Here is a 16,399-nt window from a genome sequence, read left to right on the forward strand (position 1 = left end):
CATCAGGAAGATCAAGCTGGTCACCGACAACGGGGCGGCGTTCAAGGGCGCGGTCTTCGCCCGGTTCGTCGCCTCCCGGTCCGAGCTCCTCCACATCCGCACCCGGCGCAAGAGCCCCGGCCAGAACGGCGTCCGTGAGCGCGCGTTCGGCTCGTTGAAGTACGAGCACCTCTACCGACACGAGATCGACACCCTCGACGACCTCGTCCGCGAGGCGAACGCCTACCGGGAGATCTTCAATCGTGTCCGGCCGCACGAGGCCCTCGGTTTCCACCGGCCGATCGAGATCCACCACAATCCCACCCTCAAACCCCCCACCAAGATCGGAAATACCCAACCTTCAGGTCAAGATTTCTGAGCCAAGATCTTGACGCGGGACACTCGAACGGGCGGTCGGTGGGCGGTACGGGCTGGGGCTGCTCGCGCTGCTCCTGGTCGGCAAGATCGTCGCCACGAGTCTGACCATCGGCATCGGGGGGTCCGGTGGGGTCTTCGCCCCCTCCCTGTTCGTCGGCGCGGCCACCGGGGCCGCGTTCGGTCTGGTCGCGCACGACGCCGCAGGTCATCTGGTCGCGCCGGTCGGGGCCTACGCGCTGGTCGGCATGGGCGCGGTCTTCGCCGGTGCGGCCCGTGCGCCCGTCACCGCCGTGCTGATCCTGTTCGAACTCACCGGTGAGTACACGATCATCCTGCCGCTGATGGCCGCGGTCGTGATCGCGACCCTGACCAGCGCCCTGCTGTCCCATGAAACGATCTACACGCTCAAGCTCACTCGACGAGGCGTCGACCTTGGCGCGTCCCACCAGTCCCGTCGGTTGCGCAACCAGCCGATCACCGCCGCGCTGGGTCCGCCACCAGMGGCCCTGCCGGCCGCGGTGCCGCTCAGGAGCGCGGCGGTGGCGCTCGCCCGTGCCCCACACGGTTGCCTGCCGCTCGTCGACGACGCCGGCCGCTACCAGGGAGTGGTCACCGCGCAGGCAGTCGCCGACGCTCTCGACGTTCCTAGCCGTGCCACTCGGAGCGCAGGCCACCTCGCCGTTCAGCGTCCGAGTGTCACCACTGCCTCCAGCCTCGCCGATGCCCTCGACGCCTTCGAAGGCGCGTCCAGTGGGGGCATCGTCGTCCTCGACCCCCGGCAGGGTCACATCGTCGGCTGGATCACTCACCAGTCGATCCTCGCCGCGATRCACCCGCCGCCCGCCTCTCGGCAGGCGGCCGCGACCCTCCCGGGAGGTGGGCCGCAGGTCGGCGATCAACCCTCGCCCTCACGAACGGAGGCCATCGTGGTGCCCGAGGYGGGGACGGACTGATGCCGGCCTCGATCCGCGAGTCGCATCCTCATGAGGACCGCCAGCGGTTACCGGGGCTGGTGAGGGCAGTCCTCAGGGAAGCGTGAGCGGGAGCGTCATACCGTCCAGCGCGGTGGGGCAGGCGCATTCCCGTGTGCTCGGGAGGGCGGCCACCGTGAGGCGGACGAGCTCGCGCAGAGTATCGACGGAACGCGCGAAGACCTCGAAGACGTCGGCCTGGGCGACCGACGTCCCGCCGTCGACACCGGCGTCGTGGTCTGTCACGAGGGCGATCGACACGTAGCAGAGCGCGAGCTCGCGGGCGAGAACCGCCTCCGGATGGCCGGTCATGTTGACCAGTGACCATCCCTGGCCTGCGAAGAAGCGGGACTCCGCCCGGGTGGAGAACCGCGGTCCCGGTACGACCACCATCGTCCCGCCGTCGACGACGCCGACACCGAGCTCGGTCCCGGCCTTGAGTACCGACGTCCGTGCGGCCGGGCAGTAGGGATCGGCGAAGGACACGTGGACGGCACCCTCGTCGTAGAAGGTCGTCGCACGGCCGGAGGTGCGGTCGACGAGCTGGTCGGGCAGCACGAACGTGCCCGGGCCGAGTTCCGGCCGCAGCGAACCCACGGCCGCGGGTGCGATCACCTGCCGGACGCCGAGGCTGCGAAGCGCCCAGAGGTTCGCGCGGTAGTTCACCCGGTGGGCCGGAAACCGGTGGTCACGGCCGTGGCGGGCGAGGAACGCGACCGGGCGCCCGTCCAGGCTGCCGACGGCGATCGGGTCACTGGGTTCTCCGTACGGCGTGGTCACCTGGATGTCGGTCGCATCCTCGAGGAACGAGTACAGGCCCGTTCCCCCGATGACCGAGATCTCCGCTCGCGTCATTCCCCGCCTCCATGCCTGACGACTCTCGAAAGCCCGGTCTGCCGCCCGGTGCCAGGTGCCAGCCGGAATGCCGGCCATCCCGGCGGGCGCGGAACAGACCGGCCGGGACCGACCGGCCTCTCGGCCGTGAATGCACTGTGCGAGAACGTATGCCGGCGTRGCCGCCGGCTGACGGGCACGGGGGGAGGCTTCCGCGGCTCGTAAGAACTTCCGACCTTGTCGTAGGCGATGCCTACGGACGGCGGCTGGCCCGCCTTGCACTTGGCCCCCGGGCCACCCGCGCCTTGTCCACGAGGCCGCCACGGCGGCGGGTTGACAGATCCGATCTGCCCGCTAGATTTGTGGTCGATCGACCAACTACTGGGGGTGTCGGTGGGGCGGCGGCAGCTGTTCGACTCGGACGAGGTTCTGCTGACGATGATGCAGCTGTTCCGCTGCCAGGGGTTTCACGCCACGTCGTTACGGGATCTGGAGGCTGCGACCGGGCTGCATCCGGGCAGTCTGCACCGCTCGTTCGGGAACAAGGACGAAATCTTCCGTTCGGCTTTGGACGCCTACGTCGAGCGGGTGGTCCGCCGGCGGGTAGCCGAGCATCTCCAGCGGGTCGACGACCCGCTGTCCGGCATCCGAAGTTACTTCACCTCGACGTTCGAGACCGGGCTGGACCATGATCCGGGCTGTCTGGTGACGAACAGCGCGGTGGAGTCCTACGCGCTCGACGAGCTGACCACCCGCGGTGTGCGGCGAGGGCTGGAGGAGATCGAACGGGGCTTCGCGGGCGCGGTGGYACGTGCCCGCGCGGCCGGCCAGGTTCCCACGGGCCTGCCTGCGGACCGTCTCGGGCTGCGACTGCTGGTCGACTACCAGGGTGTGCTGGTCCTGGTGCGGTCCGGCGCCGAGCGGCCGCGGCTACGGCAGGTCACCGAGGACATCGTGGCCTCGCTGCGGGAAGCGCCCGGCTGACCGACGCACCCCACACGCCCGGAGCGATCGACGCCCCCAGAGCAATCGATGCACCCGGAGCGGTTCGCCGCAGAGCGGCGCGGTAGCCGCATCCGCTCAACCCATGGCAACGACCGCCACATCCTCGCCGGTCGTTGATTCCGTCGACCTCTGTTTCAGCATGCTCACGTTCAACTGGAGGTTCGCTGTGGCCTGTCCCAGAGTGGCAGTCGTTCTCACCTCGACTGCTCGCTTCGGCGAGTCCGATCGTCCGACCGGCTTCTGGTACGAGGAACTCGCCGCCCCGTACTACGCGCTGACCGACGCCGGCGTCGGGGTCACCATGGCCTCGATCGCCGGCGGGCAACCTCCGGCCGATCCCGCCAGCCTCGCGCCGCCCGCGGTCACCGACGCGGTGGACCGGTTCCGTACCGACTCCGACGCGCTTGCCCGCCTGGCCGCGACCGAACCCGTGGCCGGCCTGGCCGCGATCGGCCTCGACGGCATCATCCTGGTGGGCGGCCACGGAACAATGTGGGACTTTCCTGACAGCCCGCCGCTGGCCGAGCTGTTGACGGCCGTACTCGCTCGGAACGGGACCGTCGGCGCGGTCTGCCACGGAGCCGCCGGGCTCCTGAACACCCAGGTCGCGGAACACCCGGCCGTTCGGGRCCGGCAGCTGACCGCTTTCAGCGACGCCGAGGAGGAACTGGTCGCCGCGACCAGTCTCGTCCCGTTCTCCCTCGAACAGCGGCTGCGCGCCCTCGGCGCCAGGTACTCCGCGGGCCAGCCCTTCGCCCCTCACGTCATTCGGGACGGTCAGCTCGTCACCGGGCAGAACCCGGCTTCCTCGGCGCAGGTCGCCGCCCTCGTCATCGAGTCGATGCGGCAGGCCCCCACCACGTCGACCCGGCCGTGAGCGGAAACCGGGAGCTCGCCCAGCACGTCCTCGACCAGGTGGAGGACGCAGCGGACGGGATGACGCTCAGACGGTTCTTCGGCGGCTGGGCGTTGTGCCACCGTGGCCGCCAGGTCGGGATGGTCATGGACACCCTCTTCGTCAAAGTCGCCGACGACGAACGGCTGTCATGGGAGGCGGCGGGCCGGCGGCCTTTCGCCTACCAGGCGGCTGGAAGGACCGTGACGGTCCGCGCGTACTACAGCGTTCCCGACGAGGTCCTCGACGATCGCGAAGCCCTGGCTGACCTGATCCGCCATGCGATCTCCACGTCCTCTCAGAATGCTCGGACGTGAGACGGCGGCGCTTGCTGTCGCCCGGCGGTTCTCGCAACCAGCTTCCGTCGGTGAGCGGCTCGGTCACTGGTGAGCGAACGCTGATCTTCGTGGGGTCGCGGGGCCGGCGGTGTACGGCTTCCGGCCGTAGTGGGGTGAAATGCGTCGCGGCTGGGGCTGTCGGGCACTATTGTGAACGGCGGTGCGCCGGGAAGTCTGGTCGGCATGAGGGACGCGTCTGTCCCGTCTACATCACGTGACCTGTTCTACGTGGTCGTGACGGACACGCAGACGGCACATGCGACTGGTCTTCCCGGAAGGGGTTATATGGCTGCGGCTTCACGCGGCATCCAGGGGCGGAAGCGCCCGCAGCGGTCCGGATCGTCCCCACGTAGGCTGCTGGCGCGGCCGACTTGGTCGCGCGCTCAGCAGGTCACGGACGTACTGCGTAGCGAGACGGTTGGCGGCCTTCTACTCCTGGCAGGCGCGGTGGTGGCGCTGCTCTGGGCCAACTCGCCCTGGCGAGCTGGTTACGAGACCCTGACCGACGCCCACCTCGGTCCGGAAGCACTGCACCTGCACCTGTCCCTGGCACACTGGGCGTCGGACGGCCTGCTGGCGATCTTCTTCTTTGTGGTGGGCCTCGAGCTCAAGCGCGAGTTCGTCCTCGGTGAGCTCAGATCGCCGAGCCGAGCGGCCCTGCCCGTCATCGCGGCCGTCGGCGGGATGGCACTGCCCGCCCTGATCTACACCCTGGTCAACATGGTCTCCGCGGGAGGGGCGCTGGAGGGGTGGGCTGTGCCGACGGYGACGGACATCGCGTTCGCGGTCGCCGTGCTGGCGGTGATCAGCACACATCTGCCGGTGGCGCTCCGCTCGTTCCTCCTGACGCTGGCCGTCGTCGACGACCTCCTCGCCATCGTGATCATCGTGGTGTTCTTCACGGATTCACTCAGCCTGGTCTCGCTGGCCGGCTCGCTCGCGACGATCGCCGTGTTCATGCTGGTCGTCAACCGGGGTATCACCCGCTGGTATCTGTTGGTGCCGCTCGCGGTCGTTGCGTGGGCGCTCATGCACGCGTCCGGCGTGCACGCCACCATCGCCGGGGTGCTGCTCGGGTTCGCGGTGCCGACCCGGCCCGCTTCGGGGGAGCAGCACGGGATGTCTGAGCGGTTCGAGCATCTCTGGCGGCCGGTGTCCGCCGGCGTCGCTGTCCCGGTCTTCGCGCTGATGTCGGCCGGTGTGTCGCTAGGGGGCGGGGGGATCGGCGCGGCCCTGCGTGATCCGGTGGGCCTGGGTGTGGCGCTGGGGCTGGTGGTGGGCAAGCTGGTCGGGGTGCTGGGCTCGACGTTTCTGCTGGCCCGCTTCACGCGTGCCGAGCTGGACGAGAACCTGTCCTGGTGGGACGTTCTCGGCGTCGCGCTCCTTGCCGGTGTGGGCTTCACTGTGTCGCTGTTGATCGGTGAGCTGGCGTTCGGTGACGGCACTGAGCGTGATGAGCATGCCAAGGCGGCGATCCTCGTGGGCTCCCTGACCTCCGCCGTGCTCGCGGCGGTGGTACTGCGCACGCGTAACCGGGTGTATCGCAAGATCGAGGAGGAAGACGCGGTCGACCGGGACGGGGATGGCGTCCCAGACGTGTTTCAAGAATCCGCCGCCGGGGACACGTCCGACATCTCCCGCCCAAGGTGATCTGAGGGGGCCTGGCCGTCGTCGCTCAGCCGCGGAGTGGGTCGAGGGCGAAGGCGACCATCCCTTCGGAGAAGGTGACCGTCGCCCGGTGGCCGAGAAGGTCGCGGGCACGGTCGGAGGAGGCGACGATGTGCCGGACGTCGCCCGTCCGGTACTGGCCGGTGATGACGGGCGCGGGCCCGCCGAACGCGTGCGCCAGGACACGCGCCATCTCCCCGACGGTGTGTGCCTGCCCTGAACCGACGTTGACCGGGACGAGGTGGCCGGCGTCCGGGCGGCGGCGTAGCGCCGCCAGGTTGGCGCGGGCGACGTCGTGGACGTGGACGAAGTCGCGCAGCTGGCCGCCGTCCTCATGCACCAGGGGCGGCTCACCCCGCTCCAGCGCGCTCCTGAAGATGGACGCGACGCCGGCGTAAGGGGTGTCGCGCGGCATCCTCGGGCCGTAGACGTTGTGGTAGCGCAGGGCCACCGCTGTGCCGCCGGTGCCCGCGGCCCACGCGGCCGCGAGGTGCTCCTGCGCGACCTTGGTGGCCGCGTAGACGTTCCTGGGGTCCAGTGGGGCGCTCTCGGTGACGGGGATGCTGTGCAGCGGACGTTCGCACCGGGGGCAGGGCGGTTCGTAGGCGCCGCTGTCCAGGTCGGCGGGCCGGCGGGGTCCGGGGCGCACCACCCCGTCGGCCGGGCAGCGGTAGCYGCCCTCGCCGTAGACGACCATCGAGCTGGCCAGGACGAGACGCCCTGTGCCGCGGCGGGCCATCGCGGCCAGCAGGACCGCTGTGCCGAGGTCGTTGTGGGTGGCGTAGACCGGCAGGTCGTCGAGGTCGACGCCCAGTCCGACCATGGCCGCCTGATGGCAGACGGCCTCCACCCCGCCGAGCGCCGCCTCCACCGTGGCCCGGTCGGTGACGTCGCCGACGAGGAACTCCGCGGCGTCGTTGATCTCCGGTTTCGTCCGGTGCACGGCCGGGAGCAGGGCGTCGAGTACCCGAACGGTGTGGCCCGCGCCGATGAGCGCGTCGACGACGTGGGAACCGATGAAACCGGCGCCGCCGGTGACGAGAACCCGCATGCCCGCGACGCTAGTGCCGCGGGCGCCAGCCGGATCTTACGAACCGGGGAAGCCCGAAGCCTCGCTCCGGTGCCGGTCGAAGGGAGGAAGAGAGGTAGGAAGAACAGGGAGGGTGCTGGCTGGCAGGGGCTCAGGCAGCCGGCAGCGCGATGACGAAACGGCAGCCACCGTGCTGGTTGTGGACGGTGACGTCGCCACCGTGCGCCTCCACGATGCCCCGGACGATCGCCAGCCCGATGCCGGACCGCACCCGCGGCTGGTGGGGGTGATCGCTACCGTCGCCGGGGGTGCGGGCGGTCTCCCCACGGAAGCCGAGGTCGAACACCCGAGGCAGGTCCTCGGCGGGGATCCCCCCGCACCGGTCGGCGACCGCGACGATCGCCTGGGCGTCCCCGGAGGGGAGTGTCCCGTCGCCCTGCCCCGTGCCGCCGCCCCGCGCGACCCGGACCTCGACCGTGCCGTCCTGGGGGGTGTGACGGATGGCGTTGACCAGCAGATTCGTCAGCACCCGGCTGACCTGGGCGGTGTCTGCGTCCACGTAGACGGCGTCCTCGGTGCTGCCGGTGACGGTGACCCGTTTGGCGCGGGCGATCGGTCCGACGGCGGCGACCGCGTCCGACACGATGTCGTCGAGGCTGACCTTCTCCAGCGTCAGATGGAGGGCCCCGGCCTGGAGCCGGGCGAGTTCGAACAGGTCGTCGACCATGCCGGTCAGCCGCTCGGCGTCGGCGAGCATCTGCCGGTGGTACCGCTCGGTCGTCGCCGCGTCCACGGCCATGCCGTCCGCCAGTGCCTCCGCGGTGGCCCGGATACCGGCCAGCGGGGTGCGCAGGTCGTGGCTGATCCAGGCCACCAGCTCGCGCCGGCTGGCCTCGAGCGCGCGTTCCCGGTCCCGCGCCTCGACGAGCCGGACATGGGTGGCGTCGAGCGTGCGGGCCAGAGCCGCCAGTTCCTCGGACGGGACGTCGCCGGCAGGCTGGTACGACAGGTCCCCGAGGGTGTCGGCTGCCCGGGTCAGCGAACCGGTGGCCCGGACGACCGGCCGGCCGAGGCGTACCGCGCTCAGGGCCGCGACCAGCGCCGAGACGGCGACGACGATCAGCACCACCCGCAGGTCGTGGTCGGAGAGGAACATCGCGCGGGCGGTGCCGACCACGCCGGCCGCGACCGCGACGACCGGCACGACGCAGAGCACGAGCGCGGTGGTCCACAGCGGCCGGGCGCGATGTCGGCGCAGCAGCGGGACGCCGCTGAGAGCGACGGCCGCCGAGCAGGCCAGGGCGATACCGACGATCTGCAGGTCCGCGCTCACGCAGTCGCCTCGTCCCAGGCCGGCCGGCCCCGGGCGTCGTCCGTGGGCGACGGCCCGGTCGGCCCGGTCGGCCCGACGGGGTCGGCCGTGTCGGGGATGGGTGCGGCCGGTGGGTCGAACCGGTAGCCGACTCCCCACACGGTGACCAGCAGCCGGGGTGCTCTCGGGTCGTCTTCGACCTTCTCGCGCAGCCGACGGATGTGCACCGTGACGGTCGAGGGGTCGCCGTAGGTCCACCCCCACACCTGTTCCAGCAGCTCGGCCCGGGTGAAGGCGCGGCCGGGATGGCGCAGCAGGAACGCCAGCAGGTCGAACTCGCGCACGGTGAGGCCGAGCGGGGCACCGTGGCGGGAGGCGGTGCGCGCGGCCACGTCGACGGCCACGGCTCCCGCCCGCAGGACGCCCGGCGCGGGGCGTGCCGCCTCACCGGCCCGGCGCAGCACCGACCGCACCCGCAGCGTGATCTCCCGCGGGGAGAACGGTTTGGTCACGTAATCGTCCACGCCGCACTCCAGCCCGGCGACGCGATCGGCCTCCTCGCCCCGCGCCGACAGCATGATGACCGGGACGGGGGCCAGCTCCCGCAGCCGGCGGCAGACCTCCAGGCCGTCGAGGCCGGGCAGCATCCGGTCGAGCACGACCAGATCCGGGGTGGCGGCCTCGACCATCCGCAGCGCGGTCGGCCCGTCCTCGGCCCGGTCGACGTCGAAGCCGGCACTGCGCAGGTAGCGGTCGACGATCTCGGCGACGGTGGCGTCGTCGTCGACCACGAGGACACGGGCCACCGGGCCACCATAGAGCGCCGGCAGCCGCCGCGGGCGGCGCTGGAACCGGCCGTCACCGATTCGTAAGAAGCTCCGCGCAGACCGCGGCGAGTCGGCCGCCGGGCAGCGGATTTCCTTGTTTGGTAAGGGTCGGTGCGTACAGGTCGTCACTAGAGTGCCGATCATGATCACGCAATGTGACCCGACGCAGGCGTCGGTGGATGTCGTCCTGCCCTGCCTCGACGAAGCCGAGGCACTGCCCTGGGTCCTGGACCGACTGCCGCCCGGCTACCGTGCCGTGGTCGCGGACAACGGCTCCCGCGACGGGTCGGCCCGCGTTGCCCGCGAGCGGGGCGCCGTGGTCGTCGACGTGCCGCGGCGTGGCTACGGTGCGGCGGTCCGGGGCGGTCTGCTGGCGGCGGGCGCCGAGGTGGTCTGCGTCTGCGACGCCGACGGGTCGCTGGACCCCGCGCAGCTCCCCGGCCTCGTCGCCGAGCTGACGGCCGGGCGCGCCGACCTCGTTCTGGGCCGGCGGCGGCCGACCTCCCCGCGAGCCTGGCCGCCGCATGCGCGGCTGGGCAACGCGGTCGTCGCCCAGCGGCTGCGCCGCCGTGGCGTCCCGGTCCACGACCTCGGCCCGATGCGGGCCGCGCGGCGCGAGGCGCTGCTGGGCCTTCCGATCGCCGACGGGCGCTTCGGTTACCCCCTGGAGCTGCTGCTGCGTGCCGGACAGGCCGGCTGGCGCATCATCGAGACGGATGTCGACTACCGGCCGCGGGTCGGGCGGTCGAAGGTGACCGGGACGCCGCTGGGCACGGCACGGGCGGTGCGGGACATGACCGCAGCCCTGGCGAGGCTGCGATGACCGCGCAGCGGCCCCCGGCGCAGGTCCCCGGGGAGCGGACACCCGTGGCGCCGGTCCCGGTGGGGCCGGTCCCCGCGGTGACGCTGCTGGTGGTGGCGAAGGAGCCGGTTCCCGGACGGGTCAAGACCCGGCTGACACCACCGTTCACTCCCGAGCAGGCCGCCGCGCTGGCCGAGGCGGCCCTCGCGGACACCCTGGACGCGGTCAGCCGTCTCGCCGGGCGCACCGGCGCCGGCATGGTCCGGCCCGTGCTCGTGCTCGACGGTGCCCCCGGCCCCTGGCTGCGGGTGCCGGTCGAGACGGTCCCGCAGGCTTCGGGCCCGTTCGACGTCCGCCTGGCCGCCGCCTTCGACACCGCTGCCGGCAGCCCCGCGCTCCTGATCGGGATGGACACCCCACAGCTGACCTCAAACCTGCTCGCGGACGCCTGCCGGCAGCTGGCCAGCGCGGACGCGGTGTTCGGCCCCGCCGCCGACGGCGGATGGTGGGCGCTGGGCCTGCGTCGCGCCGACGGCCGCCTGCTGCACGGGATCGCGACCTCGCGGCCTGACACCGGGGCCCGCCAGCTTGACCGGCTGGTCCGGGCCGGCCTGCGGGTCGCGCCGCTGCCCGTGCTGAGGGACGTCGACACCGCGGCCGATGCGGAGGCTGCGGCACGCCTTGCCCCGCACGGCCGCTTCGCCGGTGCTCTCCAGGCGATCCGGGCCAGCGAGGCCGGCGAGGACTGTTCGCGGGTCGCGAGATGACGGCGGCGGCGCGCTCCGCGCGGAACACCGTGGGCGACGACGGACCCACGCAGGCGCGTCCCCCGGCCGCTGCCCCAGTCCGGGCCCCAGCCGCTGCCGCTGCCGAGGGCGGCGCTGGCAGTCCGCCGACCGCCCTGTATGAGGCGGCGCTGCGCTCCACGGACGGCCGGTTGTGGGTACGCCACGCCGACGGTCGGCGGGCGCCGTTGCCGGTGCTCACCTGGCGCGGTGGGCTGGCCCCGGGTGACGCCTCCCTGCTGCGGCGGTGTGCCGGCCCCACCCTCGACGTCGGCTGCGGTCCCGGCCGGCTGGCGGCCTTTCTCGCGCGGCGCGGTGTGCCCGTGCTCGGCATAGACGTGGCGCCTTTCGCCGTCCGCCTCGCCCGCCGGGCGGGCGCGCCCGCGCTGTGCCGTGACGTCTTCGGCCCGCTGCCGGGAGAGGGACGCTGGTCGACACTGTTGCTGGCCGACGGCAACATCGGCATCGGGGGTGACCCGGGCCTGCTGCTCGGCCGCGCCGCCGAGCTGCTCGCCCGGGAGGGCCGGGTCCTGGTCGAGCTCGGCACCGACCCGGAGCCGGGCCGCGGGCCCGTCCGCCTGGAGGGGCCGGACGGCCGGGTGTCGCGGCCGTTTCCCTGGGCGTTCGTCGGGCCCGGGGAGATCACCCGGCACGCCGCGGCCGCCGGCCTGGAGGTCGTGGCGACCTGGGACAGCGAGCGCCGTCGCTTCGCGGCCCTGGCCTGGCGGTGAACTGGCCTGGCGGTGAACACCCGGTCGTCCGCCCGTTCCCCGCCAGGCATCCCTCTCCGCAGCCCGCGTCACCGGGGTGCCACCGGGGTCGGTTCTGTCACAGGGAGGAGCTCTGCCGACATGCCTCCGGGGTGGGCCCTGCCGTTAGGTCGGGCCCTGCGTGGGTCCCTGGCGCCGCCGCGCCTGGACCGCCCGGACGGCGAGTACGACTCCGGCGCCGGCCCACACGGCGCCGAGAACGATCGCCAGGTTCCGCCCGTAGGGCAGCGGGTTGACCGTCGGGTTGCCCGGCGAACCGCCGTAGCCGCGCCACAGCGGCAGGCTGGCGAGGGCGACGGCCCCGCTGACCAGGAACGCACCCTGGACCACCGCCCGGTAGGGGGGGCGTACGAACCGGGTCAGCGCGATCCCCACCAGGGCCGTGACCGGGACGGCGACGAGGTCATGCACCAGCAGCGCACCGATCAGCCAGCGGGCGGCCTGCGGCGGGTGCGTGGCGCGGCTGGTCGTGAACAGCCCTGCCACGCCGTAGCCGAGCGCCGCGAGCCCGGCGGCCGCGAGCGCGCCGCGCAGGACGCGCAGCGGGGTCGGTCTCACAGCATCACCACCCGGTGCACCCACTTCGTCTGCAGGACACCCGGCCGGTTGGGTGCGATGAGCCGTGCCGGATACCCGTGGTCGATGTCCAGGTCGGCCCCGTTCAGCCCGGTGGCCAGCAGTGTCAGTGGATCCCGGGCGTGCGGCGGGGCGACCTCGCTCGACCGGTAGCCGCCACGGGTCTCGAGCGACTCGACGCGCACCGTCGCGCCAGGCGGTATGCCCGCCGCGTCGAGCAGATCCCGCAGGCGCGGGCCGCGCCAGGTGGCGTCGGCGGCCCACCCCTCCACGCACGTGATCGGCAGTCGCGCCGTGTGCTCCTCGAGGGCCCGCAGCTCGTCGAGGCCGAGGGCGAACGGGCGCGGCCCGACGATCTCGAGCCGGTAGCCCAGATCACGAGCGAGCGCGACGACCCCCGCCGCGACCGCGGTCCGGTTGACCGGCAGCCGCTGCGGGCCGACATCCGGCCGCCGGGGTGCGAGCAGATCGAGCCGCGCGAGCCAGGGCACGGACTGGCCGGCGCTGGTCAGCGTGATGACCCCGGCCGCGGTCCCGACGGCGATCCCCAGGCCGCGCCGGGACAGCCCACCGTCCGGCGGCCGCGGCGCGTCCCGCCGGCCGGTCGGGTCCGCGCCCCCGACCCGGCCGGTGCCCAGGTTCGCCCGCACCACCGTGGCCTTCGCGGCGAGGTGCACCAGCAGCGCGCCGACCGTGATCCAGGCGACCCAGTAGTGGGTGACGGTGAAGAAGAACCGGAACCGGTACCACTGGGCGATGTTCGCGACGCCGGTGGCCAGCTGGAAGAGGGATCCCGCGACGAGCGGCACGATCGTGAGCCGCTCCAGCGCGTGGGCCGCCGAACGCACCGGCGGCCACTGCCACAGCCGGGGGTACACCGTCCACAGCTTCGCCAGCAGCAGCGGAATGGACGCCAGCCCGGTGGCGACGTGCAGGCCCTGGGTGAGCCGGTAGAGCCAGACCGGGCGGGCGGGCCAGACCAGCCAGCCCGGCGGGTGCTGCATGAAGTGCGAGACCAGCCCCGTCAGGAAGCACACGGCGAACGCGATCCCGAGCCAGCTGCCGAGCAGCGCGGCGAGACGCGGTTCGTGCAGCCGGCTGGGGAAGGCACCCGCACGCAGTGGGCCACGCCGCAGGACCTCGGGGGGAGACGGGAGTCGCCGCGTCAGCACGCGCATGTCCGCACCGTAGGTGCCGCCGGCCGGCCCGCGGGCGGCGCGAAGCCTTACGAAACGGAGAAGCCCGGCCCCGGCGCTGTCCTGCCAGCCGGAACAGCCGCCAGGCTGACCGCATGCCGAGCACCTCCGCCGTAACCGACGCCCGGGCCGYCTCCACCGAGCCGGACAGCCCGGCTGCGCGGCTCCCCGGGTGGCGGACGGCGGCGCTCGCCGGCGCCGCCATCGGGCTCGCGGGCCTGCTCGCCACCCAGCGGGCGGTGCTGCGCCAGCCCGGCTACCTGGTCAGCACCCCGGCGCTGCTGTACCTGGTCATGCTGTGGTGGGCGCTCGGGCTGGCGACGGCCACCCTGCTGGTGCTCGCCGCTCCCCGCCGGCTGGCCATGGCCCTGCTGCTCGTCGCCGTCATCCTGATCCACGCGGTGGCTCTCACGAGCGGCCCGCGGCTCTCCGACGACCTGTACCGCTACGCCTGGGACGGCCGGGTGCAGGCCACCGGCATCGACCCCTACCGCTACGGGCCGCTAGCGCCAGAGCTCACCGCCGTCCGGGACGACTGGCTGTTCCCCAACTCGGCCGGGTGCACCGCCGACGACCCGCAGCCACACTGCACCCGGCTGAACTACCCTCGGGCACACACCATCTACCCGCCGGTCGCGCAGGCCTACTTCACGGCGGTGCAGCTCCTGCCCGGGCCGCCACGCGAGCACCGGCTCCAGCTCTGGGCGTCGCTCCTCTCGCTGGCCCTGGTCGGCCTCCTCATGCGGATGCTGGTCCGGCGCGGGCGGGATCCGCGCCACGCGGCCTTCTACGCTTTGACGCCGCTGGCAGGCCTGGACGTCGGCTCCGACGCACATGTGGACGTCCTCGGCGCTCTGCTCGTGCTCGGCGCCCTGGCACTGCTTACTCATGGCCGCCGGCCCCCTGCGGGCGAGTCGCCCTCCCTGTCCCCGTGCGTGTCCCCGTCCGTGGCCCGGGGGGCATCGTCCCCCGTCCTGTCGGTGCGGCGGGCGTGGCTGGCCGGCGGCCTGCTCGGGGCGGCCGTGGCGGTCAAGCTCTATCCGGTGCTGGTACTCGCGGCGATGGTGGGGCGACGCCGCGCCTGCCGGCCCGTCGCCTTGGCGGGCGCGGCCGCTGCGGTGGTCGTACTGGCCTATCTCCCGCACGTGCTGGCGGTGGGGACAGGTGTGCTCGGTTTCCTTCCGGAGTATCTGCGCGTCGAAGGCTACGACCAGGGCAGCCGATTCCTTCTGCTCGCGGGTCTAGGCGTGCACGGCACTGCCGCGAAGGCCGTCGCGGCAGCGCTGCTCGCCGCAGTCACGGCCGCAGTGCTACGGACCGATCCCGACCGGGTTCCCGTGGAGAGGGGCGCACTGTGGCTTGTCGGCGCCGCGTTCCTGACTGCCACTCCCGCGCAACCCTGGTACGGGGTACTGGTGGCGGCTCTCGCGGTCCTCGCCGGCCGACCGGAATGGCTGGCCGTGGCCGCGGCCGCGCATCCCCTCTATATCTCCCTGTTCACTGATMTGCCCGGCGACGCCTGGACACTGCGGGTCGGCTCCTACGCCATCGCCGCGGCGATCGTGTTTGCCGCGGGTCTCGCCCGCCGCGTCCCGCGGGCGAGCTCCAGCGCCCGCCATCCACAGCGCCGACAGCCTAGAGCACCCATGAATCCCGGTCGGCCACAGCCAGCGGAGCTGCTCCGCCTACTCCCGATCCGTAGAGATCGGGAGTAGGCGATCATCCGGAGGCTCGCGACCGCTCGGCACCGGCACGGACGATGTACTTCGCCTCCATGACAGAACGGGATCTTGAAGCGCTGGCGGCGAGAGGTGAACATCTCACTCGAGCCCTCATAGGACACTACTGCCCCGCTCCTGGATGTTGAATTCGGCCGCCGCGGGATTCCCGTGTCCTCGTCGATCACCGGCCTCGGGGAGACTCGCCATCCACGGGCCCGGTGATGCCTTCGATCCTGGTGTGGGTGTCGCTGCGCAGTTCTGCGACGAGCCTGCGAGCGGTGGGCGCACCGACGTGGAGACGTTTCCGCAACGTTTCCGCCGAGATTGGACGCTGGCTATTCTGCCAATGGAGCACATCTTCAGCGCGTGCCCGGTGGAGCAGGTCTTGCTCGCGCGCTTTTTTGTCAATCCGACGCTGGCCTCCGTCATCGCCGGCGCCGGCTCTGATTCTCGGGGATGAAGTCTCCGGTGGGTCCGATGTCCTCGTCCATAGGCGATACTGGCGACAGTGTACTGCTCGGTTTTTCTTCCTGAATGTGCTGGACGGATTCGAGCTCATCCTTGGACTGTCTCGTGTGGGGTTGCTCCGGCACAGGGGACGTAGCCCTGGGGGCTTCCGGCTGCACGAATACCTCGTCTGCTGCGGGTAGGCCATTTCCGGATGTAGGCTGGGCCGTCTTGGGCTCGGTGGCCTTCATTGCTTGGAGCAGGCCCGGCCCGACCTCGGCCCAGCCGATCAGGAGAAGCGGTCCAACGGCGTCGAAGGCTGCCCGGCCGTAGTTCTGTTCGATGAGTGGTTCGGCGACATTCAGCGCCAGCGTGACGAAGCCTGCGAACACGAGCAGGCGCCACGGTAGATGTCAAGTCAAATGAGACAGTTGGTCGTTACTCGGTTGGCTTGGGACTGGCTGGTTGATCCACACGGTCTCGGGTAGACGGGGTGGCCGTGRCCGGCGCGCGAACCRCTCGGGGTGCRCTGCGCGGGCACGGTCGAGGGTGGCCTGCCGGTGGGCCTGGAGCTGCTTGGCGGTACCGAAGTGCACCGAGGCGGGCGTGTGGAACCCGATCCCGGAATGGCGGTGGTCGTGATTGTAGGCGGTGAAGAACCCCTCGCAGAAGACCCGGGCATCCGCCAGCGACCCGAACCTTTCCGGAAAATCGAACGTGTACTTGAGTGTCTTGAACTGCGCCTCCGAGTAGGGATTGTCATTCGAGGTCCGCGGTCGGGAATGAGACCGGTGGACGCCCAGGTCGACGAGAAGTTCGGACACAGGTTTGGAGACCATCGCCCCGCCGCGGTCCGCGTGGACTG

Annotated in this window: 17 protein-coding genes and 2 pseudogenes; 11 read left to right on the forward strand and 8 right to left on the reverse strand. The window is 72.1% G+C overall.

The window, feature by feature from the left end; genetic code table 11:
* The 3 genes and pseudogenes from BL254_RS23575 to BL254_RS23580 all read left to right on the forward strand — a co-directional run.
* A partial coding sequence (locus BL254_RS23575) for an integrase core domain-containing protein (protein WP_217699361.1) occupies positions 1–358 on the forward strand: 358 nt, incomplete at its 5' end.
* 31 nt (positions 359–389) lie between these two features.
* Positions 390–719 (forward strand): annotated as a pseudogene (locus BL254_RS29710) (chloride channel protein); the annotation flags it as partial.
* Positions 699–1,310 (forward strand): CBS domain-containing protein, encoded by a 612-nt coding sequence (locus BL254_RS23580; RefSeq protein ID WP_371391291.1) that lies wholly within the window; start codon positions 699–701, stop codon positions 1,308–1,310. The pseudogene BL254_RS29710 and the gene BL254_RS23580, both read left to right, overlap by 21 nt.
* Before the next feature lie 72 nt (positions 1,311–1,382).
* On the opposite strand, the gene BL254_RS23585 is transcribed toward BL254_RS23580, so the two are convergent.
* A complete protein-coding gene (locus tag BL254_RS23585; RefSeq protein ID WP_047224964.1) occupies positions 1,383–2,183 on the reverse strand; it encodes an S-methyl-5'-thioadenosine phosphorylase in 801 nt (266 codons plus the stop codon).
* 372 nt (positions 2,184–2,555) lie between these two features.
* Between BL254_RS23585 and BL254_RS23590 the strand changes: the two genes are divergently transcribed.
* The 4 genes from BL254_RS23590 to nhaA all read left to right on the forward strand — a co-directional run bounded on the left by BL254_RS23590 (position 2,556) and on the right by nhaA (position 6,050).
* On the forward strand, positions 2,556–3,146 hold the full coding sequence (locus tag BL254_RS23590; RefSeq protein ID WP_076845210.1) for a TetR/AcrR family transcriptional regulator: 591 nt from the start codon (positions 2,556–2,558) through the stop codon (positions 3,144–3,146).
* A gap of 202 nt (positions 3,147–3,348) precedes the next feature.
* Positions 3,349–4,044 (forward strand): type 1 glutamine amidotransferase domain-containing protein, encoded by a 696-nt coding sequence (locus BL254_RS23595; protein WP_254858472.1) that lies wholly within the window; start codon positions 3,349–3,351, stop codon positions 4,042–4,044.
* Entirely contained in the window at positions 4,041–4,379 is a 339-nt protein-coding gene (locus BL254_RS23600) for a TfoX/Sxy family protein (RefSeq protein ID WP_052914943.1), read from the forward strand. The genes BL254_RS23595 and BL254_RS23600 overlap by 4 nt, the downstream gene beginning before the upstream one ends.
* Positions 4,380–4,685: 306 nt before the next feature.
* The gene (gene nhaA, locus BL254_RS23605; RefSeq protein ID WP_076845203.1) at positions 4,686–6,050 is read left to right on the forward strand and encodes a Na+/H+ antiporter NhaA; all 1,365 of its coding nucleotides are present in this window, start codon (positions 4,686–4,688) and stop codon (positions 6,048–6,050) included.
* A 25-nt stretch (positions 6,051–6,075) separates the two neighbouring features.
* Here nhaA and BL254_RS23610 read toward each other — a convergent pair whose 3' ends face one another.
* From BL254_RS23610 to BL254_RS23620, 3 genes are all read right to left on the reverse strand, one after another.
* Positions 6,076–7,119, reverse strand: a complete 1,044-nt coding sequence (locus tag BL254_RS23610; RefSeq protein ID WP_076845205.1) for an SDR family NAD(P)-dependent oxidoreductase — start codon at positions 7,117–7,119, stop codon at positions 6,076–6,078.
* 130 nt (positions 7,120–7,249) lie between these two features.
* The gene (locus tag BL254_RS23615) at positions 7,250–8,431 is read right to left on the reverse strand and encodes a sensor histidine kinase KdpD (protein ID WP_076845206.1); all 1,182 of its coding nucleotides are present in this window, start codon (positions 8,429–8,431) and stop codon (positions 7,250–7,252) included.
* Positions 8,428–9,216 carry a response regulator transcription factor gene (locus tag BL254_RS23620; protein WP_086055627.1) on the reverse strand — a complete coding sequence of 263 codons (789 nt, stop codon included), beginning with the start codon at positions 9,214–9,216 and terminating at the stop codon, positions 8,428–8,430. Before BL254_RS23620 ends, BL254_RS23615 begins: the two co-directional genes overlap by 4 nt.
* Before the next feature lie 163 nt (positions 9,217–9,379).
* Between BL254_RS23620 and BL254_RS23625 the strand changes: the two genes are divergently transcribed.
* Genes BL254_RS23625 through BL254_RS23635 form a run of 3 tightly spaced genes read left to right on the forward strand, consistent with a single transcriptional unit; the run spans position 9,380 to position 11,555 of the window.
* Positions 9,380–10,060, forward strand: a complete 681-nt coding sequence (locus BL254_RS23625) for a glycosyltransferase family 2 protein (protein WP_047224969.1) — start codon at positions 9,380–9,382, stop codon at positions 10,058–10,060.
* Positions 10,057–10,806, forward strand: a complete 750-nt coding sequence (locus BL254_RS23630; RefSeq protein WP_083731351.1) for a DUF2064 domain-containing protein — start codon at positions 10,057–10,059, stop codon at positions 10,804–10,806. Before BL254_RS23625 ends, BL254_RS23630 begins: the two co-directional genes overlap by 4 nt.
* Entirely contained in the window at positions 10,803–11,555 is a 753-nt protein-coding gene (locus BL254_RS23635; protein ID WP_083731352.1) for a bifunctional 2-polyprenyl-6-hydroxyphenol methylase/3-demethylubiquinol 3-O-methyltransferase UbiG, read from the forward strand. The genes BL254_RS23630 and BL254_RS23635 overlap by 4 nt, the downstream gene beginning before the upstream one ends.
* Before the next feature lie 144 nt (positions 11,556–11,699).
* Here BL254_RS23635 and BL254_RS23640 read toward each other — a convergent pair whose 3' ends face one another.
* Complete coding sequence (locus BL254_RS23640; protein ID WP_052914942.1) at positions 11,700–12,152, reverse strand: hypothetical protein; 453 nt, start codon at positions 12,150–12,152, stop codon at positions 11,700–11,702.
* Complete coding sequence (locus tag BL254_RS23645; RefSeq protein ID WP_076845208.1) at positions 12,149–13,348, reverse strand: molybdopterin-dependent oxidoreductase; 1,200 nt, start codon at positions 13,346–13,348, stop codon at positions 12,149–12,151. Before BL254_RS23645 ends, BL254_RS23640 begins: the two co-directional genes overlap by 4 nt.
* Before the next feature lie 113 nt (positions 13,349–13,461).
* On the opposite strand from BL254_RS23645, the gene BL254_RS23650 reads away from it, so the two are divergent.
* Positions 13,462–15,081, forward strand: coding sequence for a glycosyltransferase 87 family protein (locus tag BL254_RS23650; protein ID WP_083731353.1), 1,620 nt, complete (start codon positions 13,462–13,464; stop codon positions 15,079–15,081).
* A gap of 187 nt (positions 15,082–15,268) precedes the next feature.
* Here BL254_RS23650 and BL254_RS23655 read toward each other — a convergent pair.
* Together BL254_RS23655 and BL254_RS23660 are read right to left on the reverse strand one after the other, a co-directional pair.
* Positions 15,269–15,938 (reverse strand): annotated as a pseudogene (locus BL254_RS23655) (hypothetical protein); the annotation flags it as partial.
* 9 nt (positions 15,939–15,947) lie between these two features.
* A partial coding sequence (locus tag BL254_RS23660) for an integrase core domain-containing protein (RefSeq protein WP_217699363.1) occupies positions 15,948–16,399 on the reverse strand: 452 nt, incomplete at its 5' end.

Origin of the sequence: Protofrankia sp. BMG5.30, assembly GCF_001983005.1 — a bacterium.
GTDB lineage: Bacteria > Actinomycetota > Actinomycetes > Frankiales > Frankiaceae > Protofrankia > Protofrankia coriariae.

Bases quoted from the DNA above. Each gene is read 5' to 3' on its own strand.
- BL254_RS23645 (WP_076845208.1), bottom strand. From the start codon at position 13,348: ATGCGCGTGCTGACGCGGCGACTCCCGTCTCCCCCCGAGGTCCTGCGG.
- BL254_RS23585 (WP_047224964.1), bottom strand. From the start codon at position 2,183: ATGACGCGAGCGGAGATCTCGGTCATCGGGGGAACGGGCCTGTACTCG.
- BL254_RS23635 (WP_083731352.1), top strand. From the start codon at position 10,803: ATGACGGCGGCGGCGCGCTCCGCGCGGAACACCGTGGGCGACGACGGA.
- BL254_RS23630 (WP_083731351.1), top strand. From the start codon at position 10,057: ATGACCGCGCAGCGGCCCCCGGCGCAGGTCCCCGGGGAGCGGACACCC.
- BL254_RS23625 (WP_047224969.1), top strand. From the start codon at position 9,380: ATGATCACGCAATGTGACCCGACGCAGGCGTCGGTGGATGTCGTCCTG.